Origin of the sequence: Taibaiella lutea (assembly GCF_008629695.1) — a bacterium.
Lineage (GTDB): Bacteria > Bacteroidota > Bacteroidia > Chitinophagales > Chitinophagaceae > Taibaiella > Taibaiella lutea.
Genome location: NZ_VWSH01000002.1, coordinates 31,410 through 57,425 on the forward strand (window position 1 = coordinate 31,410; position 26,016 = coordinate 57,425).

22 protein-coding genes and 2 tRNA genes are annotated in these 26,016 nt (G+C 37.8%); 16 read left to right on the plus strand and 8 right to left on the minus strand.

Annotated features, from left to right (window positions below; translation table 11 throughout):
• Positions 1-246 precede the first annotated feature (246 nt).
• The 5 genes from F0919_RS07535 (at position 247) to F0919_RS07555 (ending at position 4,232) form a co-directional block, all read left to right on the plus strand.
• Positions 247-522: a GIY-YIG nuclease family protein gene (locus F0919_RS07535; protein ID WP_150032147.1), complete on the plus strand. Its 276-nt coding sequence runs from the start codon at positions 247-249 to the stop codon at positions 520-522.
• Between the two features lie 100 nt (positions 523-622).
• On the plus strand, positions 623-898 hold the full coding sequence (locus F0919_RS07540) for a GIY-YIG nuclease family protein (RefSeq protein ID WP_150032148.1): 276 nt from the start codon (positions 623-625) through the stop codon (positions 896-898).
• A gap of 231 nt (positions 899-1,129) precedes the next feature.
• Complete coding sequence (locus F0919_RS07545) at positions 1,130-1,834, plus strand: hypothetical protein (protein ID WP_150032149.1); 705 nt, start codon at positions 1,130-1,132, stop codon at positions 1,832-1,834.
• Positions 1,835-1,842: 8 nt separating this feature from the next.
• A complete protein-coding gene (locus F0919_RS07550) occupies positions 1,843-2,706 on the plus strand; it encodes a hypothetical protein (protein ID WP_150032150.1) in 864 nt (287 codons plus the stop codon).
• Positions 2,707-3,083: 377 nt separating this feature from the next.
• Complete coding sequence (locus F0919_RS07555; RefSeq protein WP_150032151.1) at positions 3,084-4,232, plus strand: T9SS type A sorting domain-containing protein; 1,149 nt, start codon at positions 3,084-3,086, stop codon at positions 4,230-4,232.
• Positions 4,233-4,354: 122 nt separating this feature from the next.
• Here F0919_RS07555 and F0919_RS07560 read toward each other — a convergent pair.
• Together F0919_RS07560 and F0919_RS07565 are read right to left on the minus strand one after the other, a co-directional pair.
• Positions 4,355-4,428, minus strand: a tRNA-Arg gene (locus tag F0919_RS07560).
• A gap of 39 nt (positions 4,429-4,467) precedes the next feature.
• A tRNA-Arg gene (locus F0919_RS07565) sits at positions 4,468-4,544 on the minus strand.
• Positions 4,545-4,618: 74 nt separating this feature from the next.
• Here F0919_RS07565 and F0919_RS07570 point away from each other — a divergent pair.
• A complete protein-coding gene (locus tag F0919_RS07570; RefSeq protein WP_190277308.1) occupies positions 4,619-5,092 on the plus strand; it encodes a 23S rRNA (pseudouridine(1915)-N(3))-methyltransferase RlmH in 474 nt (157 codons plus the stop codon).
• Positions 5,093-5,132: 40 nt separating this feature from the next.
• Here the strand turns inward: F0919_RS07570 and F0919_RS07575 are convergent, their stop codons facing one another.
• From F0919_RS07575 to F0919_RS07585, 3 genes are all read right to left on the minus strand, one after another.
• Positions 5,133-6,470 carry a DUF58 domain-containing protein gene (locus F0919_RS07575; protein ID WP_150032153.1) on the minus strand — a complete coding sequence of 446 codons (1,338 nt, stop codon included), beginning with the start codon at positions 6,468-6,470 and terminating at the stop codon, positions 5,133-5,135.
• A 72-nt stretch (positions 6,471-6,542) separates the two neighbouring features.
• Positions 6,543-7,085, minus strand: a complete 543-nt coding sequence (locus F0919_RS07580) for a calcium-binding EGF-like domain-containing protein (protein WP_150032154.1) — start codon at positions 7,083-7,085, stop codon at positions 6,543-6,545.
• 195 nt (positions 7,086-7,280) lie between these two features.
• Entirely contained in the window at positions 7,281-8,171 is an 891-nt protein-coding gene (locus F0919_RS07585) for an ABC transporter ATP-binding protein (protein ID WP_150032155.1), read from the minus strand.
• Between the two features lie 144 nt (positions 8,172-8,315).
• Between F0919_RS07585 and F0919_RS07590 the strand changes: the two genes are divergently transcribed.
• The 5 genes from F0919_RS07590 (at position 8,316) to F0919_RS07610 (ending at position 19,027) form a co-directional block, all read left to right on the plus strand.
• Positions 8,316-9,845: an oligosaccharide flippase family protein gene (locus tag F0919_RS07590; RefSeq protein ID WP_150032156.1), complete on the plus strand. Its 1,530-nt coding sequence runs from the start codon at positions 8,316-8,318 to the stop codon at positions 9,843-9,845.
• Positions 9,846-10,353: 508 nt separating this feature from the next.
• The gene (locus tag F0919_RS07595; protein WP_150032157.1) at positions 10,354-11,511 is read left to right on the plus strand and encodes a T9SS type A sorting domain-containing protein; all 1,158 of its coding nucleotides are present in this window, start codon (positions 10,354-10,356) and stop codon (positions 11,509-11,511) included.
• A 288-nt stretch (positions 11,512-11,799) separates the two neighbouring features.
• Positions 11,800-15,099 carry a toxin-antitoxin system YwqK family antitoxin gene (locus F0919_RS07600; RefSeq protein ID WP_150032158.1) on the plus strand — a complete coding sequence of 1,100 codons (3,300 nt, stop codon included), beginning with the start codon at positions 11,800-11,802 and terminating at the stop codon, positions 15,097-15,099.
• A gap of 18 nt (positions 15,100-15,117) precedes the next feature.
• A complete protein-coding gene (locus tag F0919_RS07605) occupies positions 15,118-17,052 on the plus strand; it encodes a transglutaminase domain-containing protein (RefSeq protein ID WP_150032159.1) in 1,935 nt (644 codons plus the stop codon).
• A gap of 34 nt (positions 17,053-17,086) precedes the next feature.
• Positions 17,087-19,027: a DUF3857 domain-containing protein gene (locus tag F0919_RS07610; protein ID WP_150032160.1), complete on the plus strand. Its 1,941-nt coding sequence runs from the start codon at positions 17,087-17,089 to the stop codon at positions 19,025-19,027.
• Between the two features lie 68 nt (positions 19,028-19,095).
• Here the strand turns inward: F0919_RS07610 and F0919_RS07615 are convergent, their stop codons facing one another.
• The 3 genes from F0919_RS07615 to F0919_RS07625 form a co-directional block, all read right to left on the minus strand.
• Positions 19,096-19,971 (minus strand): helix-turn-helix domain-containing protein, encoded by an 876-nt coding sequence (locus F0919_RS07615; RefSeq protein WP_150032161.1) that lies wholly within the window; start codon positions 19,969-19,971, stop codon positions 19,096-19,098.
• Positions 19,972-20,054: 83 nt separating this feature from the next.
• Complete coding sequence (locus F0919_RS07620) at positions 20,055-20,768, minus strand: L,D-transpeptidase family protein (RefSeq protein ID WP_150032162.1); 714 nt, start codon at positions 20,766-20,768, stop codon at positions 20,055-20,057.
• Between the two features lie 178 nt (positions 20,769-20,946).
• Complete coding sequence (locus F0919_RS07625) at positions 20,947-21,675, minus strand: Bax inhibitor-1/YccA family protein (RefSeq protein WP_150032163.1); 729 nt, start codon at positions 21,673-21,675, stop codon at positions 20,947-20,949.
• Between the two features lie 209 nt (positions 21,676-21,884).
• On the opposite strand from F0919_RS07625, the gene F0919_RS07630 reads away from it, so the two are divergent.
• The 5 genes from F0919_RS07630 (at position 21,885) to F0919_RS07650 (ending at position 26,014) form a co-directional block, all read left to right on the plus strand.
• The gene (locus F0919_RS07630) at positions 21,885-22,667 is read left to right on the plus strand and encodes a CDP-alcohol phosphatidyltransferase family protein (RefSeq protein WP_150032164.1); all 783 of its coding nucleotides are present in this window, start codon (positions 21,885-21,887) and stop codon (positions 22,665-22,667) included.
• A gap of 142 nt (positions 22,668-22,809) precedes the next feature.
• Positions 22,810-23,514: a 16S rRNA (cytidine(1402)-2'-O)-methyltransferase gene (rsmI, locus tag F0919_RS07635; protein ID WP_150032165.1), complete on the plus strand. Its 705-nt coding sequence runs from the start codon at positions 22,810-22,812 to the stop codon at positions 23,512-23,514.
• Positions 23,515-23,937: 423 nt separating this feature from the next.
• Positions 23,938-24,423: a DUF1905 domain-containing protein gene (locus tag F0919_RS07640; protein ID WP_150032166.1), complete on the plus strand. Its 486-nt coding sequence runs from the start codon at positions 23,938-23,940 to the stop codon at positions 24,421-24,423.
• A 63-nt stretch (positions 24,424-24,486) separates the two neighbouring features.
• Positions 24,487-25,641 carry an aminotransferase class V-fold PLP-dependent enzyme gene (locus tag F0919_RS07645; RefSeq protein ID WP_150032167.1) on the plus strand — a complete coding sequence of 385 codons (1,155 nt, stop codon included), beginning with the start codon at positions 24,487-24,489 and terminating at the stop codon, positions 25,639-25,641.
• Between the two features lie 61 nt (positions 25,642-25,702).
• On the plus strand, positions 25,703-26,014 hold the full coding sequence (locus F0919_RS07650; protein ID WP_150032168.1) for a hypothetical protein: 312 nt from the start codon (positions 25,703-25,705) through the stop codon (positions 26,012-26,014).
• The last annotated feature ends 2 nt before the right edge of the window (positions 26,015-26,016 follow it).

Sequence of the window (26,016 nt, forward strand, 5' to 3'; positions counted from 1 at the left end):
CCTGAAAAATATATTTACCTTGAAATATTGCCTGCAAAAAGAGAAGCCCTGATCCGGGAAAAGGCGCTTAAGAAATATAGTCATGCGCAAATAGAACAACTCATTCTTTCCCAAAAGAACTCACTTAATATTAATTGTGACCATTGATTATAATGCCGCCCTGTCACGGTCCCCAAGTGACTTGGGGACGGATTCGAGTCCCGTCCAATCCGCAGAAATTCGCTACTAGAGCGGATTTTTTTGTTTATGGAATACTTTGTTTATATTATTCAAAGCCTGGTTGATAATTCCTATTACAAAGGCTTTACGCAAGATCCCGAATTCAGAATTGCACAGCACAATTCCGGGCTTTCTTCCTATACCAGCAACAAAATGCCCTGGAAATATATTTACCTTGAAATATTGCCTACAAAAAGAGAAGCCCTGATCCGGGAAAAGGCGCTTAAGAAATATAGTCATGCGCAAATAGAACAACTCATTCTTTCCCAAAAGAACTCACTTAATATTAATTGTGACCATTGATTAGAATGCCGCCCTGTCACGGTCCCCAAGTGACTTGGGGACGGGTTCGAGTCCCATCCAGTCCGCAAGAAGTCGCTCATTCGAGCGGCTTTTTTTGTTTATGGAATACTTTGTTTATATTATTCAAAGCCTGGTTGATAATTCCTATTACAAAGGCTTTACGCAAGATCCCGAATCTAGGATTGCACAGCACAATTCCGGGCTTTCTTCCTATACCAGCAACAAAATGCCCTGGAAATATATTTACCTTGAAATATTGCCTGCAAAAAGAGAAGCCCTGATCCGGGAAAAGGCGCTTAAGAAATATAGTCATGCGCAAATAGAACAACTCATTCTTTCCCAAAAGAACTCACTTAATATTAATTGTGACCATTGATTAGAAACGTTGCGCTCAGTTTAGGTTTTACTATTAATGCCTCAAATATAAATTCCGGTTTCATTCATTTGCAATTTATAAGCCTGTAATACATTTTTTTAAGTTTCGGTATATAGAACTTGCATCAAATAAAGCTTTTATCTTTACAACTATATAATAAGTGAGAACTATTTAAGCGATTTGTATATGAACCCGAAACTCGCAGCAATAGTTTGTTATTAATAATTCAGCATGAGCATATTCACTTACCATTTAGTAAAAACATCTTATATCTCTGCCTTAAAAGCGATCTTATTATCTCTCAAACCTATAAACACTCCCGGTTTGATCCATGCAGAATGTACGACAGTAATGACATTAGGCTCTGCTGTTTTTTCCCCGTCACGTATGTTGGTCAGGCAGGTTGCTGTATTTGCTCAGTGGGAAAACGAAGCAGCTATTGATCACTTTTTGAATAAAAATAGTTTAGGTAAAATAGTGGCAAAAGGATGGCATGTACGATTAACCTTTTTGAGGCAGTGGGGAGCAATCAGTGAATTCGAGATCCCGGATGAGCTACTTGAATCGGATGCGCCCGATGCTCCCGTTGTGGCAGTAACGCTTGCCCGTATGAAGTTACCCGAAATTCCAAGATTCATTCGTTGGGGCAGGCCTGTCGAAAAATTAGTTCGTGATCACCCCGGAACAATATTATCGCTAGCTTCTATTAGGCTTCCCCGTACGATTTCCACCTTCTCTATTTGGAAATCTCAAAAAGAGATGACGGATATGGTTCGTGGGCACAGTGCCGTTCCTCAACCTGAAAGGCATGCGGATGCAATGAAAGAAAGAGAAAGGAAAGATTTTCATTTCGAGTTCACAACATTACGATTCAAACCCATTTCAGAATTTGGAGAATGGAACGGACGAACAAACTTTATTCCTGACTCTAAATAACTATTGAAATGAACTTGGCCTATCCAACGCAAAAAATTCAGGATTGGATAACACAACAATGGGTGATTTTCCGAGGAAGAAAAATTGATCCCAACGAAGTTTCCTGGTTAATGGGCCCATTTGGAAACTTAGATGTCATTGGTGAAGATTTTATTCATCAATTAGCTGAAAAAGAGGGCTTAATTATCGATAAGGAAACAAAAGCACGTGGGCTGATTTCCTCAATAAATAAGCTCAACCTTCAAGAGGTAGAACTTTCAAATTTATCAAGGGATATCATTGATTTTTATGAAAATACTGCCGATTATGCTTTGGATTTTTCCGTAAAATGGGATCCTTTTTTCAAAATTTTCGGCGTGCTGCTTAATAAATTGTTTAGTAATAGAATCAACCAGTTGAACATCCCAACGAAGAATATCAAAGACGACGAATTGCTGAAAAGCGAAATAATCACGTTAATAGACCCTAAATCATATCAGGTGAAATACACATTCTGGTTCAGATCTATTCAATCAAGTGGCCAGGTCATTTATTCAGGTGCTTATGGCATAAGTACTTTGCCTTCAGGGAAAACATGTATTAAAGCCGTTTTCCCTTTACCCAATGGCAATGCAACTGTTCTCATGAAACCTGGTGTCGGAACAAATGGCGAACTGATTTTGGATTCATCAGGAAAAGAATTTGGAGACGCCGGATTTTACTTTTTGTTAAAAGATTCGAAAGGTATTTATTGGTCCCAATTCATCCGTTCTTTCCGCGACAAATTGATTGTAAGACAGGAACATGATTGCATTTCAGCAGAACAGGTATTAACGCTCTGGCATCAGAACGTTCTTAGGTTCAACTATAAAATAAAACGGAAGAACAATTAAATACTGTGCAGCCAGATTCATTAAACTGCAACAAACCTAAAGAAACTTTTGATTTCAAGCAAATCGGCTAATAAATGTCCGGACTTTGACACATTCTCCGCAAAATATAATTTCAAAGTTTGAAGTTGCTGAAAATATCTTCCTGCCACAATTTCAACGAAACTTAGACAGGTTAAGTCCCACCCGGGTCCGTACAGCCTCAGATTTTCTGAGGCTGTGTTGTGTTTGTATTCCTTGAGAGTGCTGAACGGAACTTAGAGACCGGCGCATTTAACGATGCGTTCATGCCCCGGTGCTGTAATAGTCATATATGATTAACATGGACATTATATGCAGGTGCGAATTTTGTTTCATCTAAATCATTCAAATTGAGCATTATGAATAAGAAATTTTACTTTCAAAACCTGACAAAGCGTATCGTCCTGACAGTAATAGTAACCGTAGCAGCAATTACTATGGGGTTCGGTCAAATAAGTATTTCGAACAGCAATCCTCAAGTAACAAATTTTAATGGCTGGAATGGCACGATGCCAAGTGGTTGGGTCTTGGGAGGTCCATCAGCTGCTACAACGTATCGTGGTACATCTGCAACAAGCACCGGAGGTTCGTATGCAATACCAAACAGTGGATTCGGATATCTGCCAAGTAGCGCCGCTTCTCCCCTTACGGTGACAGCCACATACCAAAACAACACCGGCGCTGTTATTACAAGCCTTAGGTTATCCTATGTGGCGTATAGTATTACGTCGAGTACAAGAACACCGGCATGGGCAGTTGCTTCATCATTAGGAAGTGTGAGTGGTTTAAATTGGGCTTATAATTCAACAGTAACTGCCGGTAGTCCGGACAGTTTAGGTATAGTACTGACAGGATTGAATATAGCTAATGGAGCCAGCTTTACTTTGGCATTTGCTTCAGACAGAGGAGGTGGCGGTGGTTCTTCACCAATGATTGGAATGAATAGAGTTACTATTACTAATCTTAGTACACCATTATTTATTCGATTAAATGAATTTAGTGTTGTCAACCACGGCAATACAAACAATTTATCATGGAAGACAGCCACTGAAGAATCCGGTGACAGATTCGAAATAGAACGCAGTATTAACGGGAAAAACTTTGATAAAATCAGTACCATGGATGCAAAGGGTTCAGCGCCTTCAGTTTATGGATTTATTGATCAAAGTCCTGTTTCCGGCACTAATTATTACCGCTTGAAGTTTATGAATAGCGATGGAAGCGTTTTTTACAGCAATATAGTTTCGGCTAATGTCAGTGAAAATAGAGAGTTGTCTATTTCAGCTTACCCTAATCCTGTAACTGATAAATTAAATATCGCTGTTAGCGGAGATGTATCAGCTGCTACTGAAATATTATTATTGGATGGTTCAGGCAGAACATGCTACAAAGAAACTGTTACAAAACCGGGAATAATTACCATAAATACTTTGCAATTTGCTTCCGGTGTTTATTTCATCAGATATTCCAATGGAAAAGAACAAAAAGTAATTAAAGTAAAGAAATAAAGTATTGGCGTCTAATCTGCAACAAAAAACCTTCGCAATAATTGCGAAGGTTTTTTGTTTTTTACTACCGGATAGAATAGATTTAAAAATAAAAAGACCCACAATGTGAGTCTTTTACTAAGTGACCGCGTTAGGATTCAAACCTAAAACCTTCTCATCCGTAGTGAGATGCTCTATTCAGTTGAGCTACGCAGCCATTCCTCTAAGGAAGGTATGCAATTTTATATTGCTTTATTGGTGACCGCGTTAGGATTCAAACCTAAAACCTTCTCATCCGTAGTGAGATGCTCTATTCAGTTGAGCTACGCAGCCATTTTGTTTGGGTGGCAAAGGTAAGAAAATATTTATCTTCGTGCCAAATTTATTTCCCGAAAATTTGCAGCAATATGAATATTGAAATATGGTCGCTTGGAAAACAAAATGATGATTTTATTGAAAAAGGGCTCCAATATTACTTTCAAAAAACAAAGCCCTGGAATCCGGTTTCATTGGTCGTGCTGCAGTTGCCAAAGAAAAACCTGACAACAGACATCGCCCGCAGCAAGCAAATGGAAGAAGAATTGATATTGAAAAAACTGCAACCCGGTCATTATCTGGTTCTTTTAGATGAAAGAGGCAAAGCGCTCAATTCCATACAATGGTCGCAGCAATTTCAAAGTTGTATGAACCAGGGCGTAAAGACATTGGTTATATTAATAGGAGGGGCTTTTGGTGTTACGGAGGCAGTCAAACAGGCTGCAAAACAAACATGGTCTTTATCTAATCTTGTGTTTCCGCATCAATTGGTACGCCTTATTGTTGCAGAGCAGGTTTACAGGGCTTTCAGTATTTTAAATAACTCTCCTTATCATCATGAATGAAAAACAGAAACTAAATCCCCAAATTGGAATGCCTCCATCACTAAACCATTTGTCTCGCTTTTAATTCCAGATACTTATTTACCACATCCACCGTCAGCATCTTTGGCGTAGTAAGAATAGAGATAATACCATTGTTCCTTAACTCCTTTACGATCTGTTTTTTCTCGAAATTAAACCTGTCTGCAATCGTCTTGATATAAATACCTTCCATCGTGTCGGGATGAGCTTCATGAATGTCTTTCAACAAAGTATTTTGAAAGAACACTACGCAAAGCAGATGACGCGATGCCATCCTTTTTAAATAGGGTAGTTGTCTTTCCAGTGAAGCCATTGTTTCGAAATTTGTAAACAGTAGCAGAAAGCTTCTTTGTGAAAGTTTGCGGAATAAATTGATGGTCAGATCTTCGTAGCTGCTGTCGAGGAAATCGGTGGTTTGTCTGTAGAGCGCTTCGTTTAATTTACTGATTTGTGTATGGTTTCTTTCTGCCGGAATAATATCGTTTATTTTTGCCGCAAAAGTTACAAGTCCTGCTCTGTCCTGTTTTTGGAGGGCAATGTTCAAAAATATCAGTGAAGCATTGATGGCATAATCCAATAAAGTCATACCATCGAACGGCATTTTCATATTACGGCCTTTGTCAATCAGGCAGTAAATTTGCTGGCTCCTTGCGTCTACATAATGATTGACCATCAGATTACCTTTACGTGCAGTAGCCTTCCAGTTAATGGTTCTGATATCGTCGCCGGTAACGTATTCTTTTATTTGCTCGAATTCCAGGCTTTGCCCTAATTTACGGACAACCCTTGAACCTGAAAACTGGCTGTTATCGCTCAAGGCTAATAATTGAAATTGTCTCAGGTATTTGGTAGATGGATATACTTTTACAATCTGGCTTACATCACTGATACACCTGCGTTGTATAAATTTCAACGGACTGCGGACATAACAAAGGATATTTCCGAATGTATATTCTCCTCTTGTATGCGGTATTAATTCATAATTGAAAACTTCTTTTTTGCCCGGAGCAATTTTAATAACCTTTCTGAAATTCCTTTCCTGAAACTGTACCGGCAATTCTTCTATCATCTGTATTTCAACTGGGAAAGAAAAGCCGTTTCTAAATTCGATGCGGACGTTATTTTCTGCTCCGAGATTTAGTCTTTCATTGATGAACCTGTTGGCAATTACTCGGCTCTGACCAATGAATAAAAGAAAAAGATCTATTAAGGTGAGCAAGGTCAGGACAAGCGTATAAACCAATGCAACGTACCATATAAACGAAATAAAGAAGGCTGTGATGAAAAGAAAAATACCGGTAATCATCATAATATACCATCGGTTATTGATGTACAAATCGGCAAAAAATCTTTTCTTCATATAGGTAAGGGCAAATAAAAAAATAGAGCCCTGATTTTAGGGCTCTACAAACTTAATGATTTTTTAGAAATATTATTTAGTCCAGGTAGAAACATTAGAAGCTCCGTCTTGACCGAACTGGTCAAGGTCGCCTTCTGAAGTTGATACACTGTAAGAAAGAATCATTTTACCATGAAGATCATAATAAGCTTCAGGAACAGCATATCCTTTACCTTCAATAGTGTAGGTAATTTCGTTTACTGTAAGTTGTTGAGAAGCAATATAAATAGTATCACCTTTAACCTTTGCAGTTAAGATGTGATCAAATTTGTTATAGAAATTATGGATTACAACTTCATCGATATTGTTACCATCTTCAATAGAAGTAGCATAATTGCCCGGACCACTTGTAGTACCGTCTTCGATTACGCGCCATGCGCCTTTAAATTTCTCACGGGTAATTGTTTCGCAACGTTCGCCTTCATAGCCTGTTTGGCAAGTGCAGGAACCATCTTCGTTACATACGCCACCATAGGCACATACAGTTGCTTTGCATTTATCTTCTTTGCAAGAGGTAAAAGTTACGGTCGAAAAAATGGCAATTGCGCCAATAGCTGTAAGTAAAAAAGTCTTCATTAGGTTACGTATGTTTTTGTTTTGACAAGAGGTTTAGAGCCTTTGTTGAAATAATAATCAATTTCGAGGCTTAAAAATAGATAAAGTATTTGAAAAAGCAAATTTTACTGCAAAATAATATGCTTCTGTTTTTATTGTGTTGATTCAGAAAGCATTTAAGCATATCAAGTCTGAATATTAAATCCATTTTCCTTTTTAACCCTGTGTAAGTTCCATAAACTGGTTTTCGAGGCTTTTCTTTTTGTAATTTAAATGAGACAATACAAGGCCCTTTTCAAAGCATATCTGGTTGATGTTTTTTGCGGAAATATCATTTGATAAAATGAGCAGTAATAAATCGCCTTGTTCACTAATATTTTTAATTCCGGGTATGGTATTCAGTAAATTTTTCAATTGCACAGCATCATCAGATTTGACTTCCAGCAATTTCTGGTTCCCGAACGCATCTTCAATATTACCGGTAATCAGCAGATTGCCTTTTTTCAAAATGGTTACATGCGTACAGACTTTTTCAATTTCATCCAGCAAATGACTGGCCATAATAATGGTAATGCCGCTCTGATTTAATGTTTTTATGAGACTGCGCACTTCTGCTATTCCTTCGGGATCGAGGCCGTTGGTAGGCTCGTCAAGTACCAATATTTTGGGACTGCCGAGTAATGCACTGGCAATTGCCAATCTTTGTTTCATACCTAAAGAATAGGTGCTGAACCTGGATGTCTTGCGTGAGCTTAATTTTACAATTTCCAGTACCCGGTCAATATCCGATTCACTTTTTCCCTTTATCAATGCATTGATACGCAGGTTTTTTTCAGCATTCAGGTAAGCATAAAAATTAGGTGTTTCCAACAATGCGCCTATTTGCTTACGCGCTTCTGCGTTATCTGTTCCGCCTAACCATTGGTATTGTCCCGAATCTGCTTTCAGCACATCAAGCAAAATACCGAGTAATGTAGTTTTACCACTGCCATTTGGTCCTAAAATTCCGAAAACGCTTCCCTGCGGCACGTCGAAACTTACGGCATTTAATGCCTGAATAGGGCCGTAAGATTTACTGATTGCATTGATGGATAGGATAGCTGCCATGAATTTGTTTTATTTTCAATGCTATCAAAGATATTGGTTTCAGGCAGTATTTGTGTGTTTTATTTTATGAGTAGTTAACGACAGAACGATGTTGAATGAATAATAGTTTAAAAGTTTATTTTTGCGCAATAAAAATATGCTACATTGGCTGCAATCAAACAATTAGCAGGACAAACACTTTGGTATGGCGGAAGTAATATCGGTGCAAGACTGCTTAATTACCTGTTAACCCCACTTATTACTTATTTATTACAGGATCCGAAAGGCGTTCAGGATTATGGCGATATGAGTTTGCTATATGCCTGGATGGCTGTTTTGAACATCATTTTTACCTACGGATTTGAAACGGGATATTTCAGGTTTTCCAATAAAGAAGGTATCGACAGGGAAAGATTGTTTAATACAACCTTTGGTTCTTTACTCGTCAGCACTATTTTATTAGTTATGCTGTTTTCTTTTTTCAGAATGCCTATCAATCATTTTCTGAATCTGAATGGGCATCCTGAATACATTGTCTGGTGCCTGATATTAATCGGACTCGATTCGTTGTCTGCAATACCTTTTGCCAGATTAAGGCAGGAGAACAGGCCTAAGAAATATGCCTTTGTAAAAATTGCGGGGATTTTAATCAATATATTTTTCACCATATTGTTTTTGGTGATTATTCCCAAGTATGTGTCCGGACATAAACATAGTGCTATTGCCGGTTGGTATCATGGTAATTCTGCAGTTGGCTTTTTAATTTTGGCCAATTTATTTCAGAACTTATTTGTGTTCCTGGTACTTTTCGGGGAATGGAGGCAATTCCGTTTTCAGCCGGATGCCAAACTTTGGAAACAGGTTTTTGCATTCAGTTCACCTATGATTATTATAGGGCTTGCAGGAATGATCAATGAAGTAATGGACAGGCAAATGCTGGAAAAGTTCTTACCATTGCCAAAGCCTAATGTAAAGCGGCTGGTGGGTATATATTCCGCTAATTACAAATTGGCCATTTTTATAACATTGTTTATTCAGGCCTTTAAAATGGCAGCAGAACCTTTCTTTTTTAATCAGGCAAAAGATAAGAATGCACCGCTTATATATGCCAAAGTAATGAAATGGTTTGTGGTGACGCTTTGCGTTGCTTTTCTGTTCACAGCATTGTATCTGGATATCTGGACTTATTTAATCGGGAAGGCTTATCGAAGTGGTATCGGTATTGTTCCTGTTTTATTATTTGCCAATATTTGTCTGGGTATGTATTACAATATTTCCGTTTGGTATAAACTTACCGATAGAATGAGAATAGGGCTTTATATCACTTTAATGGGAGCTGTAATTACATTTGTCGGCAATTATAGTTTTATTCCTCAGTGGGGCATGTATGCTGCGGCATGGACTACCTGTATTTGTTATGCCACAATGGTAGTGGTCAGTTATTTTGTGGGTCAGAAGTATTATCCGATACCATATCCTGTGAAAAAAATATTGACGTATCTGGTAGTAATGTTGGTACTATTCTTCCTGAAGGTGGGTGTCGATAAACTTACACATAGTTTATCGCATTGGCCTCAACTAAGTATCCGCTTCGTAAGCGCTTCCGTATTGATGGGCTTATTTCTATTGCTAATAATGAAAGTTGAAAAAGCAGAATTAAAAGGAATGCCGGTTATCGGGAAATATTTGAGATAAGCGATTAATGTTACACTTTATTGGCTTTCATTCTAAATTCCTGCCAGGATTATTGTATCTGTCGGGTAAATGCAATGGTGTTAGCTTTATATACCGCGAAAACAACACGCCCACTGTTTACAACATTCAATATTATTTATAAATTCAAAAGGAAAGCGGGCAGATAATTAACTGTTTGCTTGATTTAATTCGAGGCATGTCAGTTACTCTACTAAAGCATAGAGTAACTACTTTATAACTATTCCGCCCTGATAATTGACAATAAGCTGTCGATTATCGGGGCGCTTTCTGTTTATGGAACTCAGCTATTAACTTATAAGATTAAGGAAGCATTATCGTTGCGTTATGGATTTAAATTCTTCAATTACAAAATGTTGAATAACAGGTTTGAATAAATATTCATAGCTGATACATAACCATCGGCTTATATGTCTTGGTTGATGTGCCCTTTAATTTTGCGTTGCATTTTATAACCAAACTTTTCTTTCTCATTTTTAAATTAAGTTTTATGAAAAATTATCTATTCTCTATTCGCAAGCTTGCAGGCTATCTTGGATTATTTGCAATGCTGTTTTGTTTTAGCAGCAGCAGCAGGGCACAAACCGGAACACTACTGGCAGGTTGGCACTTTAACAATTATAACGGCGAAACAGTTGTTCCTTCAGATTACGGTACCGGCACCATATATCTGGATGGAACACAAGGTTCAAGTGCTTGGACAGCTCTTACGAATTTCGGCGGGGACAATGGAAATACTTCCGGTTTCCCTACCTCTCCTGGTGCGGGTGCGAGCTTGAGCTTGGTTGGGACCGCTAACAATGGGAAAAGTTTAGTATTTAAATTCAGTATGTCAGGATACACAGACTTAAATGTGACCTTTGTAACGCGTGGAACCGCCACAGGCTATTCTAGCGGTACATGGGCTTATAGTACCGATGGTACTGTGTGGACTGCTCTTCCAGATAATACAGCTACACAAGCTACCTCTTATAGTCTTAAGACTCTTGCAACAATAACAGGATTGAACAATGCGGCAAATGCATACCTAAGATATACTTTAAGTGGTGCAACAACGGCCAGCGGTAATAATCGTGTTGACAATGTTCAGTTAAGAGCTACGCCGTCAGCATTGATGATTACATTGGGTAATGTTTCTGCTACTAATAAAGGTAACAGCAACCAGGTTGAATGGAACTCTGTTACTGAAGATAAAGGAGATTTGTTTGAAATAGAAAGGAGCAACAATGGTACTACATTCGAAAAAATAGCTACGCTACCTGCATCCGGCACACCGGGTCATTACAATTATAACGACAAGCAGCCTTATGCAGGAATCAATTACTACCGCCTTATCCTGTTAAACAATGATGGTACACGTGTTGTTTCTAAAGTGGTTAGCGCTCTTGTAAAAGAAAATAACTTTGAAATCAATGTTTATCCTAACCCTGTAATTAATGAATTGTCAGTAAGGATAAAAGAAGTGACTATTACCAATGCAAGAATCTCTGTTATTGATGTTACCGGAAAAATACTGGAAACTAAAATACTAAGCACAGCTTCTGAAACTGTTACTTTTGATATGAGTAAATATCCTGCAGGTCTTTATCTTTTGAATTATAATGACGGCAACAATCAAAAAGTTATTAAAATCAATAAAAGCAAATAAGCAATAAGTGATTTTTCAATAAAAGGTAGATGTTGACTAACATCTACCTTTTTGTTATTTTATTTGATTGGCAAATAAGTATCGAGGAGATATATTCACCTCAAATAAAGGGCGCTGTCAAACATTTATTTCGACTTTTTGAAAATTAATCCGCATTACCGAAAGTTATATTAATTTTCTAATCAAATGATACTTTTTTGCATAATCAAAAACAAGGCATAGAAATTTAAGCTCGTTTAACATAGTTTTGTATATTGCTGCATAATTCCTCTATTACAAAACTATTTTATGATGCATCTTAGCAGATTTGCAACCCTATTCCTATCCTGTTTCCTAATTTCATTTACGGCAACTCACGCCCAGAAAGAACAACAAATTCCTTACGTTAACGGTGCCGAATTAATTGATAAAGGCATTAAGGCACACGATGACGGTAAATACAAGCTGGCGCTTTCCTATTACGAACAGATTCCTGAAGGCGATACTAATTATCTGACAGCTTTATATGAAAGCTCCCTCAGCAATATTTCCGACAGTAATTTTTCCAAAGCGATTGACATTGCACAAAAGGCAATCGCTTTGCATAGTAAAGATAAAAGGCAATTGCTGCTGAATATCGGTGCATCGTTGGATTACATGGGTAAAAGTGATGCGGCCATTAAAATGTATGATAGCATTGCTGTGCTTTACCCGCATGATAACAGGCCGTATTTTGAACGTGCAATAATAAAATACAGGGCTAAAGATTATAAAGCTGCTGAAAAGTTCCTGGAACAGTCGCTTCTTATCAATCCATTACACTTTCGTTCCAATTTCCTGTTAGGAAGCTTGTACCTGACAGAAGGACGGCTTACAGAATCTATGCTGGCTTTGAGTACTTCTTTATTGTGCACAACCGAGATAGAACAAGCAAGAAATCCTATTTCTTTTTTAAGTGAAATATCTACACAAACCGATGAGATAGCTGAATATTATAATAACAGAAGTATGGATAACCGCGATCCTGCTTTTGATGAAATTGATGAAATCATCCATGCTAAACTTGCTTTGGATAAAGGATACGAATTGCAATCTGACTTGGACGATAATATTTTCCGTCAGTTGCAAGTAATGATGGAAAAGTTGCAATATGACAGCAATGACAAAAATTTTGCCATGCAATTTTATGTGCCGCTTTATAGTCAGATATATAAAAATGGCCAGTTCGAACCATTTGCTTTGCACCTGTTTTCGGATTATGGTATAAAAGTAGTTGATAAAGTTGCTGCTTCCCGTAAAGGCAAATCAAGGATTGATGAAGTTAAGAATGTCGTTTACCCTTATTTAAATAACATAGCTTCTACAAGGATACTGGATTATGAAGCAAGAAAGAAAGCTCCGGAAAAATATCATTATTATTCCGAGGATAATACAATGGCAGCAGGTGTTTTCTCCAATAAGGAAGAACAGAAATTCGCCCCCGGCTTAGTGCAATTTTATCAGGACCAATCTCTTGTAGCAGAGGGAAATTATGGTGCAAACGGGAAAAAGGACGGTCCGTGGAAATATTATTACGTATCCGGGAATTTAAGATTATCGGAAGAATACAAAGATGGTAAAATCATAAACGAAGCCACTTCATGGAGTTCCAATGGTATCATCGCCAGAAAGGTGAAATTTGATAGCGAAGGAGAAGATACCGAAACCAGGGAATATTCGGATGGCGGCATATTGGAAAGCCTTGCAATAAGAAAAGGCAAAGATGAGTATGAATACACTTTCTATTATCCGTCCGGTACTGTACGCAAAAAATCAACTTATCTGAACGATAAACTGGAAGACGGAAAGATGGTAATCTATTTTGAAAATGGCGCCAAACAAAAAGAATTGAGTTATCGGAATGAAAAGCTTGATGGCCCTTATGTTTCCTATTTTGAAAATGGCAGGATTGATGAAAAGATGGCTTATGCCGATGATAAATTAACAGGCCCTTATCTTTCTTATTTCGATAACGGCCAATTGGCGATTGAAGCAAATTATATAGATGGATATGCGCAGGGCACACATACTGAATATCGTTATGACGGTAGCCTTTACTACAAAAAAAGCTACAATAAAGGTAAAGCCGATGGTGAAGCAACTTATTATAACAGAGCGGGTAAACCTTATGGAACCGTTGTTTACAAGAATGACAGGATCATAAGTACGAAATTTACTAAACCTGATGGTTCCGTAATTTCGGGCGGCAGCGATAATCTGTATGTGAATATATATAATGAATATGGCGTGCTTATCCGTAAAGTTCCGATTGACGAAAAGAATAAAGTAGAAGGAAAAGCTTCTTACTTTTTCCCTTTTGGAGGAATGATGGAGGTAACAAACTTTAAGAATGACATGAAAGATGGAACATCCACATTTTACTATCAGAATGGAAACACAAAAGTTTCGCGTCAATACAAAGGCGATACTCTGGATGGCTACTACAAATATTTTAGCGATTATGGAGGTTTAATGACCGAAGGCTGGATGAAAAACGATCAAAGCCAGGGAACGTGGCATAATTATTTCAGCAATGGTACTTTGTCCCGCGATTTTTATTTGCTGGAAGGAGCATTGAACGGGCCTGAGAAGAATTACGAAGTAACCGGTAAATTAGATTATATCGTTCAATATGATAATGGATTGATGACCGGCCTGACTCAATACGATACCACAGGTAAAATAGTTCAGCAGAGCAACTTTGATAAAGGAATCGGTAAATACAGGTTGCTTCATTTTAACGGTACGCCCGGCCTGGAATGTGATGTAAAATATGGAAAGTTAAATGGCGCCTATACCATTCACGGTGGCAATAAAGACTTACTGGAAAAAGGGGTTTATGTAAATGGTAAAAATGAAGGTGAATTTGAAACTTATGGTATTGCAGGCAAACTCAGGATGAAAGGCAGCTATACGGACGGCGAGAAAGATAAAACCTGGACTATTTATACTTATGATGGCAAACCTGAAAGCATTTACCATTATGAAAAAGGCAATCAGGAAGGTGTGGACAGTAACTTTAACGGAGGAAATCTGAGATCTACTATTGAATTTCATAATGACGACATGCAAGGCAAATACACTATTTATGGCGATGGCGGAAAAGTGGCGGCTGTGCTGTATTACGACTTGGGCGCGTTAATTGGCTATTCTTATGAAGGCAATGACGGAAAGCTTACACCGATGCAGGATGTTAAAAACGGCGCTGCGCATATCCAGACAACTTATGGAAATGGCGCCAAAGCGCTTGACTGGAATTTTGATAAAAATGTTTTTCAGGGAATGCAAAAGCTATATTACAGCAACGGAAAACTGGCAGAAGAAGTTGATTATGATAAAGGATATAAAATGGGTGTCTTCAATCAATTCAACCCTGACGGAAGCAAATATTATGAAGCAACTTTCAAAAACGACGAAAAAACAGGTGCAAATAAATACTACGATAATAAAGGTAAGTTGATTTTCGTTGTTAACTTTGAATATGGACAAATGCATGGTAAGGCCCAATGGACAGATGCTACCGGCAAAACGAAGAACTATTGGTACTACTATGGCTCTTTAGAACAATAAATTTTAATTACCTGCGTCATGAAAAAAATGAAGTATGTAGCAGTGGGAATTTGCAGTTTATTTTTTGCTGCAAATTCCAATGCACAAAGTGTAGCTGAACTGGAAAAGAAATATCCGGGAGAGATGGCGGTTTATACTAAATACGATGAACATCTTATAATAGAATTTGAAAGAGGAGAACTGGTTGCCCATTCCGATGTGGAACGTGAAATTCTTTTGCTGAAGGATAATGCAGCGAATTATTTTAATAAAGGTTCTGTATATCACAGCTATTTCAACCGTGTGCAGGATATAGAAGGTTGTACATTAGTGCCTAACGGCGATGGTTACAAAACTGTAAAGACCAAAATGTTCAAGACGATTCCGTCAGAATCGGAGTCTGTTTTTTATGATGACGGGAAAGAAACGGAAGTCAGCTTTACAAACCTTACCAAAGGCGCGAAAACAGTTTTGAAGTATAATATTACGCACAATGAAATCCATTTGCTGCCGAAATTTTATTTTCAGAATTACATGCCGATGATGGAAGCAACTTTCAGTATTACTTACCCTAAAGGAATGGATTTGGCAAGCATACTGGAAGGAACAGAAGTAAACTGGATTAAAAAAACAGTAGAAGAATCAAAGAAAACGGTTACCGTTACCTATAAGGCGACAGATGTGCCGCGTGCAAAGTTTTTCAGCGATGCGCCAAGCTATAGCTACTATTCGCCACATGTGCTTGTATATATCAAAAGTTATGAAGACCCACGCAGTGATGAAAATGTAATTGTGCTGAAAGATGCCGATGCGCTGAATAAATATGTTTATGGTTTTGTGAAAAATGTAAACAGATTTGAAGACAAGGGCATTAAAGATAAAGTATCAGATCTGACTAAAGATTCCAAAACAGATGCGGATAAAGCAGCTGTTATTTACAAATGGGTTCAGAACAACATCCGTTACATAGCCTTTGAAGACAGCCTTGGTGGCTTTATTCCGCGTGAAGCCGGTTTGGTTTACAAACGTAGGTTTGGTGATTGTAAGGATATGGCCAGTTTATTAAGAGGTATGTGTAAAGCCGCCGGTATGGATGCCCGTTACGTCTGGATAGGTACAAGATCCATTCCTTATTCTTTTAAAAACACACCTATTCCAGGCGTTTTTAATCACATGATTTGTGCCGTTAAGATAGATGACAAATGGGTATTTCTTGATGGAACCGACCCAATATTGCCTTATGGAGCCATTCCCGAAGCCATTCAGGGAAAAGATGCGTTGATTGCTGATAATGCAGACCATTACGAAGCGGTGCGCATCCCGGTTACCAATGGCGATAAAAGTATTGTTGTGGACAGCAGTCATGTACAAATTTCAGATAACAATATGACAGGTAATGTTTCCATTCAGATGAGCGGTTACAATGCCTGGGGCATAAAATCCATTCTGAAATACAAGAACGAAAACGAGAAAGAAGAAACCTTCAACCGCATTACACAAAGAGGTAATAATAAGTACCATCAGGCTTCTTTCGATTATAATATTTTTGATAACCCTAATAAAGAAGTGGTTATCAATGCCGGTTTTGAATTGCCGGGATATGTGCGGAAAGCAGGCAAAGATTATTATATCAACATGAATCTTTTACGTAATTCTGTTGGTGACAATACTGATCTTGAAGACAGGAATGCACCTATTGAAAGAGACTACAAAGAAGTGGCTAAAGAGATTGTCGTGCTTGATATCCCGAAAGGATATAAAGTAAGTCATTTGCCGGATCCCAAACAGGATAAACTTGATGGTGTAGGTAGTTACAGCATTCGTTATGAAACGGATGGAAAGACGGTCACACTTTCAAAAGAACTGACAATGGATGCACTTTATATAGAACCGAAACAATTCAAGGATTTTGATAAAATGGTTTCCGCACTTCAGAATAATTACAAAGAATCCATTGTGTTGACACAAGATTGATTACCCTAAAACCTATAAGAAAATTACAAAATTCATGAGTCTTACATTCAAGAGCTTATTATTTGCCTCCTCTCTGTTCCTTGGCCATAGCCTGTTTGCACAAAATTATCATTGGGATGATGTACCGAAAGTACAAGCCGTTTCCGATACATTCAAGAAAGAATCTGCCGTTTTTTTACTGGAAAAAAGAATAGTGAAATATGTTCCTGCTAAAAATGATGATGTAGATGTGTACAGAACCGTACACCGTATCATAAAATTAATGGATGATAAAGGTGTGGAATATTTTAATAAAATGACAGTATCGCCTGCTTATGGCGCAAGCATTGAAGCCATAAAAGGCAGAACTATCAAGGCTAACGGAAAGGTTATTGATTTAAAGAATGATCAGATTAAAACCAAAGCAAACGAAAATGGTGATGAACAGTATCATCTTGCTTTTGAAGGGATTGAAAAAGGTGATGTGGTAGAAATGTATTATACCGAAAAACGCTCTTTCAATAATTTCGGTGCGGAAATAATGCAATTCGGATTACCGGTGGAACATGCAAGCTTTACACTGGAAGTTCCTGCTTTCTGGATTTTTGATGCCAAAGGTTTCAATGGGTTTCCTGATGCAAAAGATACTGTCATCGGCAAAACAAGAATTTACACTGCGGATCAATATAAACTGGATGCGATTGAGGAAGAAACCTATAGCGACCTGACACCCAATTTGCAAAGAGAGGAATATAAATTCAGTTATACAGGCGATAGCAAGTCAAGGTTATATACCTGGAACGATATGGCGAAGCGCATGTATGAGAACAATAATTCTTTTACCGAAAAAGAAATAAAAGCTGTTACAAAGTTTCTGGCGCCACTGAAATTGGACGATAAATCCAAAGAAGAAGATAAGATAATAGCTATTGAAAATTTTATCAAGACAAATATTGTGTATGATGAAAAGTTAGGGGGCGAAGATTATCGCAACATGAATTTTATTCTTGAAAAGAAAACGAGCAGTGAATCGGGAATTATAAGATTATTTATTGCAGCATTTCAGATTGCAGGTGTTAAGCATGAGTTAGGCATTTCATCCAACCGGTTTGAATTTCCGGTTGATGAGAGGTTTGAAAACTGGCTGCGTCCCGATATTTATGTTTTTAGTTTTCCCAATACAAAGCAATACCTGGATCCTGTTGCAACTACTTTGCGCTACCCGATGATACCTTCTGCCATCAGGGAAAACAATGCTATATTTTGCAAGACTATAACTGTAGGAAGCCTGACATCTGCGCTTGCTTCTGTAAGGAAAATTCCGCAATTGGATTATACACAAAGCGTTAATGCGCTCGACGCAGACGTTACGTTTGATAATTCCATGGTGCCTACGGTGAATTTAACGGAAGGCTTTACGGGTTACAGGGCAATCGGTATCAGGGAAATTTCGGTTTATCTTACAAAAGATAAAGAGAAAGAATTTGTTCAAAACGTATCCGGCATAGCTCAAAAAGTAGAAGACGTTAAAAGTTACAGCTTTAAAAATACCGGCATGGAACACTATACAGATAACATTCCGGTAGAAGTTCATTGTGAAATTAAAGCGGAACAATTGATGGAAACCGCAGGAGACAAATGGTTATTCAATGTGGGCGACATACTTGGACCGCAGCAGGAAATGTATAATGAGAAGAAAAGAAAATTACCTATAAGCTTTGCTTTTCCTCACATTTATACCCGTGAAATTGTGATTCATATTCCTGACGGATATAAAATCTCAAACCCTGAAATCGTAAAAATGGATGCGGCACTGAGTGATAATAACATGGGTTTTCATTCCGATTATAAAATAGAAGGCAATAAAATGACGATTAGCATTAACGAATTTTATAAAGTTACTTCTTTGCCTGTTTCAGAAATTGAACCTTTTAAAAAGGTAGTAAATGCTGCTGCCGATTTTAATAAAGTGGTATTGATTCTGGTGAAAAAATAAATATTACCTCAACAGAAAAAGCCCTTATTGCATTTCAGCAATAAGGGCTTTCATATTTTACAATGCTCTTATCTAATCAGTTCGCAGGGCTTCATGCCTGTTATTTTTTTGAAAGAAGTGCTGAAATGCGAAGGGCTGCCATAACCCATCATAAAGGCAACTTCATTAATGGAATAAATACCTTCAGACAATAATGCTTTGGAACGTTTAATGCGTTCCAATTGCTGAAATTCATGAATCGTCTTTCCGAACATAGCTTTAAAGCCTTTTTTCAGATAGCATTCATTCATGCCTACTTCTCTTGATAAAGCTTTTATGGTAAGCGGATTTTCAAGATTCTGAAGAATGATTCTTTGTGTTTCAAGCACTTTGTCACGTTCCGTGCTATTATTTAGAAAATTGCAGGCAGGCAATTTATTTGCTTCATCAGGCACCAGAAATCCTTCTAATGCCAGGCTTAATAAACCAATAGCATACTCCTGTTTGCGGAGTGCATTAATGAAATGTGTTTTTACTTCGGCAGCTTTCAATATTTTTTCCAATAAGTCTTTCCCTATAGCATTCAGTGAAAATGCCTGTTCCGAAGTGCGGTCAAAGCGAAAAGGCTGGTTACCGGAAAGCAATTGCACAGGCCATTGCCGGAAAAAGGAAGGATTGAAAATCAGTTGGGTAATATTGTAACCTTCGGGAGATTGTGCATCAAATTCAGGAAGAAAAGACAATTGAAGATAATATTCATTGGCATCTACAGGATAAAAACTGAGATAAGCCATTTCTTCCGGTTCATTTTCAGAAGGGCTTAAAACTACCTGCGTACAATGTAAATCAATGCCTTTACTGATTTCAAAAGTTTCAAAAGACTCGGATATAATTGCTTTGCCCAACAGGTTGTGAATGAATCCTGATTTGGGGATTTGCAATTTAGTGTCAGTTATTGTATTCATCGATGCCTCAAAAGTAATCCAATTTGAGGCGCGATTTTTTCAAATGGCCAGAATGAGGAAAATAATGACAATTAGCAAACAAACTACTTTCTCACAAAGACTCTTGTGCCGGGAAAGACAAATTGATAAAGGTCATTAATATCTTCAGGTTTTAATGCGATACAGCCATCAGTCCAGCCTACGCCCCAATCTACCATTTTTACCCCACTCAGAAAAGTACCATGAATGCCAACCGCTCCGCCAATCTGCGCGCCCTGGGGTATAGTTCCTTCTTGTTTTCTTTCATTGAATTTGGTGTAAGAAGCCTGATTGGGATAATCCAGCAATAAAAACTTTTGCCAGTTACCATGCTCTTTTTTACTTACTATTTTGAACCAGCCTTCAGGTGTGCAACGGTCGCCTTCCATCATTTTGTCCTTTAATCTGTCAGGCCCAAAAACAGCGCGGTATTGTCTTATTCTTTTCCTTTTATACAGAATGGCGATCAGGTAATTTGTTTTATCTACAAATACCATTATGGAATCATGATTTAAAGTATCTGGATTTACCTTAATGCGTTCGCCCAATGCAGGAAAGGGCGGCAAAATAAGCGTTTCTGTAACGGTGGTTGCACCTTGTGAATATTGTACCTTCCGTACAATATTGCCATATTTGTCCTTCGTTTCACTAATGACCTTAAAGTTCTTTTTTTCTGGCTCAGGAGCTTTAGTTGGTACATTAGTCTGGCTGCTTGCTGTAAAAGGTATTATGAATATGAAAAGTAAAAGCAGATATTTAAAATAATTCGATAATGTCATTTCAGGTATTTACTGTTGGTACGGCTTCAGACGAAGATAATTTTTTTTCGATAAAAAAAAGTTGACAAGAGGTTAATTGTGATTTGGATTGTTTTTTCACTTTGATGTTTAATGCCATCAGAAATCAAAAAGGAAGTTTCCGTTATGGAAACTTCCTTTTTGAAAAAAGCTTTTTCTTTTAGTTTCTTCTGCCGCCGAATAAGCGTAACAAAAAGATAAACAGGTTTATGAAATCAAGATATAAAGCAAGGGCACCCATAATTGCACCTTTTTTCCTGGCTTCTTCGCTATCTAAATAAGCATAAGCTTTAATCTTTTGAGTATCATAAGCAATAAGGCCTACAAAGACCGCCACACCAACATAGGAAATAATCCAATACAGCGATTCACTGCCCATAAACATGTTAACGACAGATGCTATGATAATTCCGACAAGGCCCATCATCATAATTCTTCCAAATGAAGTCAGATCCTGTTTTGTGAAATATCCGACAGCAGTCATGATACCAAATGTTCCGGCGGTAATGCCAAATATGGCCATTAAAGTAACTGGTGGAAACATTAATAATAAAACTGCAAAAGTTAATCCGTTCAACGCTGCATAGCCCAGGAAAATAGCTGTAGCTGTCGCCGAGCTCATTTTATTGATTCTTACCGCCAGATATCCGACCATTAATAATTGTCCGATAAATAACAGCATTCTGAATTTAAGAATTGATATCAGGAATGCTTCATTACTCGCCACTAAAAATGCCACCACTGCAGTTAAAGCCAATCCCAAAAACATCCATCCATAAACTTTTGTAATGTATTTTGCTACAAAACCTTCATTCAAACTTACCGTACTTTGTTCAATAGGTCGCTCCCAATTATTATAAGAACCACCTGAAAACTGATTTTTATCCATTTTTATCTTTTATTTATTTTTGATACTCAAAGATACAACTATCTGTTCAAATGCAAAATACATGTAGGTATGCCTTAACAATATAACAGCATGCATTTTCGGGCAAAGCATTGCGTTTATCGGTAAATAAAAACTATTTTCGTCCGAATTTTAAATTTTATCTTTGCTGCCCGGAAAACAATACGCGCAAAAAGAAAACGCATTCCACAATGAAACATTTACCCAATATTTGTACACTTGCCAATCTGTTTTTTGGTTGTATTGCTATTACGTTTATTTTAGATGCACCTTCTTTTTTAACTACTATTAACTATCAGGATTTTAGTCCGGTATTAGGAAGCGAACAGATGTACCTGGGTAGTTTGTTTATTGCTCTGGCTGCTTTAATGGATGTTCTGGATGGTTTTGTTGCACGCGCTTTAAATGTCAGTTCCAACCTGGGTAAAGATTTGGATTCATTGGCTGATGTTGTTTCCTTTGGTGTGGCGCCATCCATGATTTTATATAAATTCTTGTGGAGAGCCTATATGTCTGAGCCCGGGGCTTTAGACACTTCCGTTTTAGTTTTATCACCCGCCTTCCTTATAGCTTGTTTCGGCGCCTACAGATTAGCCCGTTTCAATCAGACAAGCTCACAGCAAAAACAATATTTTTCAGGAATGCCTATTCCCGCTACAGGCCTTATTGTAGCTTCATTACCCCTTATTGAATGGTATTCGGGCAAATTCAACTTTACCAATATTCTTACCAACAGATGGTTCTTATATGCTTTGATAGCAACACTTTGCTTCCTGATGGTAAGTAAAGTTAAATTCCTGAAATGGAAAGCACCCGGCAGCGGTATTGCCGCATGGTGGCCCCAGATATTAATGTTGATTGTGCTTATAGCCGGCGCGCCTTTTCTTAATTTTGCCGTTGTTCCCGTAGTATTTGTAATCTATCTTATTTGCTCCCTGATATACAGATATCCCACTTTGGAAACCGGTGTTTAGTTTTTAAAATTCAGTAATAAAACCTTACACTTTTTTCAAAGCCTGTAAGGTTTATATATTTTATGGCAATCATTGAAATTGGTGAAACAATTTCCTGCGGTAATTTTACTATTCAGCCATTCAACCATATAATAGTTTAATAATGAAACTTTATCTCGTTCCCACTCCTATAGGCAATCTGGCCGATATTACTTTGCGTGCTTTAGAAACCCTGAAACAGGCCGATGCCATTTTATGTGAGGATACAAGAACGAGTGGCTTTTTACTGAAACATTACGATATACAAAAACCTTTGTACGCCTATCATCAGCACAACGAACACAAAGTGCTGGAGATGATGATAGGTCATTTGCAAAGTGGTAAAACCCTTGCTTTACTGACAGATGCGGGCACGCCCGGCATCTCTGATCCCGGATTTTTATTATTAAGGGAATGTATTAAAAACGATATTCCTGTTGAATGTTTGCCGGGGGCTACCGCTTTTGTGCCGGCCTTGGTACAAAGCGGCATTCCTTCCAACAGCTTTGTTTTTGAAGGTTTTCTTCCTTTGAAGAAAGGCCGGAAAACCAAACTGGAACAACTTTCTCTTGAAGAACGAACTATTATCCTCTACGAATCCCCGCATCGTTTGGCGAAGTCGCTGGTTGAAATGAAAGCTTATTTTGGCGGGACGAGACAAGCTGCGGTCAGCCGCGAGCTTACTAAAATGTTTGAAGAAACACGTCGTGATACATTAGAAAACCTTGCTTCCCATTATGAAAAGCATATTCCCAAAGGAGAAATCGTTATAGTAATAGAAGGTTATATTCCTGTAAAAAAGAAGAAGTATGCGGATGACGAAGATTAGTCAAAATCTTCTTTAATACTTTGAATTTCGATGAGAATATTTATTTCTCTCTTATGTAAGGTTTCCTGTTACAATGGTAACATTTGTATCTTTTGAGGGGCAGCCAAAAAGCGATAAGTTTGATGAGGGGCGAGCGGGGTACGCGGGTTTCAAGCATGCCTTTTTTGCACCTTGGGCAAATGCGCAATGCGGGTTGGGAATCCATTATTGTGTGTGTTGTTTAATTAGGTTCGCATCAAAGATAGCAGCATTTTGTTTGATTTATAGATACTTAATCATTACATAATGGTGGTTTGCCGGAATATCAGGGTTAACCCCTAATGACTTTGAGTTTTGGTAAATTATCTTTTGAAGCATCTTTTAGGATAACAACTTATACAGGTGGCTGATTTTGTTTAATTTAGTTTCTTCATTTTGTATCACATGAAAACCTTCACAGCCGTTATAGATATAATTGGCATCAATCCTTTCGTATTTGTTCCCGAAGATGTTCTGGCCTGTGTTTTTCTTCAGTCAGGTAAAAACAAAGGGCCTATTCCTGTAAAAGGCACCATTGACGGACATACTTTTATGCAGACATTGGTAAGGTACAGCAATGCATGGAGGTTGTATATCAATACGCCGATGTTACAAGGCTCAGGAAAAAAAACAGGAGATGAAGTATCAATAATGCTGGCTTATGATGATGCGGAAAGAACTGTTCCCGTCCATCCTAAACTTATGAAGGCATTGAAAGAAAACAAAGAAGCAAAATCGGTCTTTGATAAACTTAATCCATCCTTGCAAAAAGAAATAAAGCGTTACATACACAATCTGAAAACAGAGGCGGCCATTGATAAAAATGTCGCAAAAGCCATCAGATTTTTAATCGGAAAGGAACGGTTCATCGGAAGAGATGGATTAGGGTAGCCTCTTCCGATTGAAAGAACAAAATCTTATATCTCAAATCTATTATCTCATATCCATATTCTAATGAAAGACCTTTTTCTCTTAGACCCGACTGTTACCTATCTTAACCATGGCTCTTTTGGAGCTTGTCCAAAGCCTGTTTTTGAGGCTTTTCAGCAAATGCAACTGGAACTTGAAACACAGCCTGTTTCTTTTATACTACAGAAAACACCTGTTTATTTAGCAAAAGCAAAAGAAGCCTTAGCTGATTATATCGGATGTGACAAGAATGATTTCTTTTTTACACCCAATCCGACTGTCGCTATTAACACGGTAATGCGCAGTTTAAAGCTCCAGCCCGAAGAAGAAATTTTAGCGACAGACCATGAATATGGTGCCATGGATATGACCTGGCATTTTTACTGCAAAAAGACAGGTTCAAAATATGTCAGGCAAAATATTAGCCTGCCTGTACAATCTAAAGAGCAGATACTGAAGGAATTTTGGAAAGGTTATTCTGAAAAGACGAGGGTGGTTTTCATAAATCAGATGTCAAGTGCAACGGCATTAATATTTCCGGTAAAAGAGATTGTAGAAAAGGCAAGAGAGCTGGGTTTGATAACTATTGTTGATGGAGCGCATGTTCCGGGCCATTTTGATTTAAATATAATGGACCTGAATCCGGATTATTATACCGGTACTTTGCACAAATGGATGCTGGCTCCTAAAGGAAGCACTTTTTTGTATGTTAATAAAAAATATCAGGATGCGCTTGACCCTTTGGTTGTAAGCTGGGGCTATGAAACCAAGGCGCCTACCAAAAGTCAATTCCTTGAAAACCATGAACATCAGGGTACACGCGATGTCGCTGCCTTTTTATGTACACCGGCGGTAATAGATTTTTTGGAAAAGCATAATTGGAAAGAGCAATCTGATAAATGCAAGCAAATAGTTTTGGATAATTACCAACGTTTCTGTGACTTATTGGATACAAAACCGTTATGTCCGGTCAATAATGAATTTCTGGGGCAGATGGCAAGCATAGAAGTGAATACGGACGAGCCTTTGGCGCTTAAAGCAAAATTGATAAATGATTATAACATTGAAATTCCGGTTATGAACCTGAATGGGAAATACTATATCCGATATTCGATTAACGCTTATAATTCGCAAGCTGATCTGGATAAATTGTATGATGCTATAGTGGATATTAAAAAAAACACAAAACTTATTAAATAAAGATGTTATTGCATTTGCCGACAACATACGTTACAATATCTTTACAAAAAGAAAATTCAGGATGCAGCATACCTTGGCAATCATCAATCAGGTTTTTGAGATAAAGCAAAAATTGGAACAGGATAATCTGGCCGGAAAATTTGAGCGCAACTTTAATCGTTTATTCTCCGCTTTTGAAGAAGAAGGCTATACATGCAATAACCCTCTGGGCGAACGTTATACTGATAGCCGCAGCGATTGTACCGCTAATATTGTTGGTCGGGAAAGTAAAAATATGATGATTACACAAGTTATTAAACCTATTATTTATCAAAAGGAAAATGGTGCTCTGACACTGATTCAGAAAGGCATTGTGATTGTAGAAAGCAAATAGAA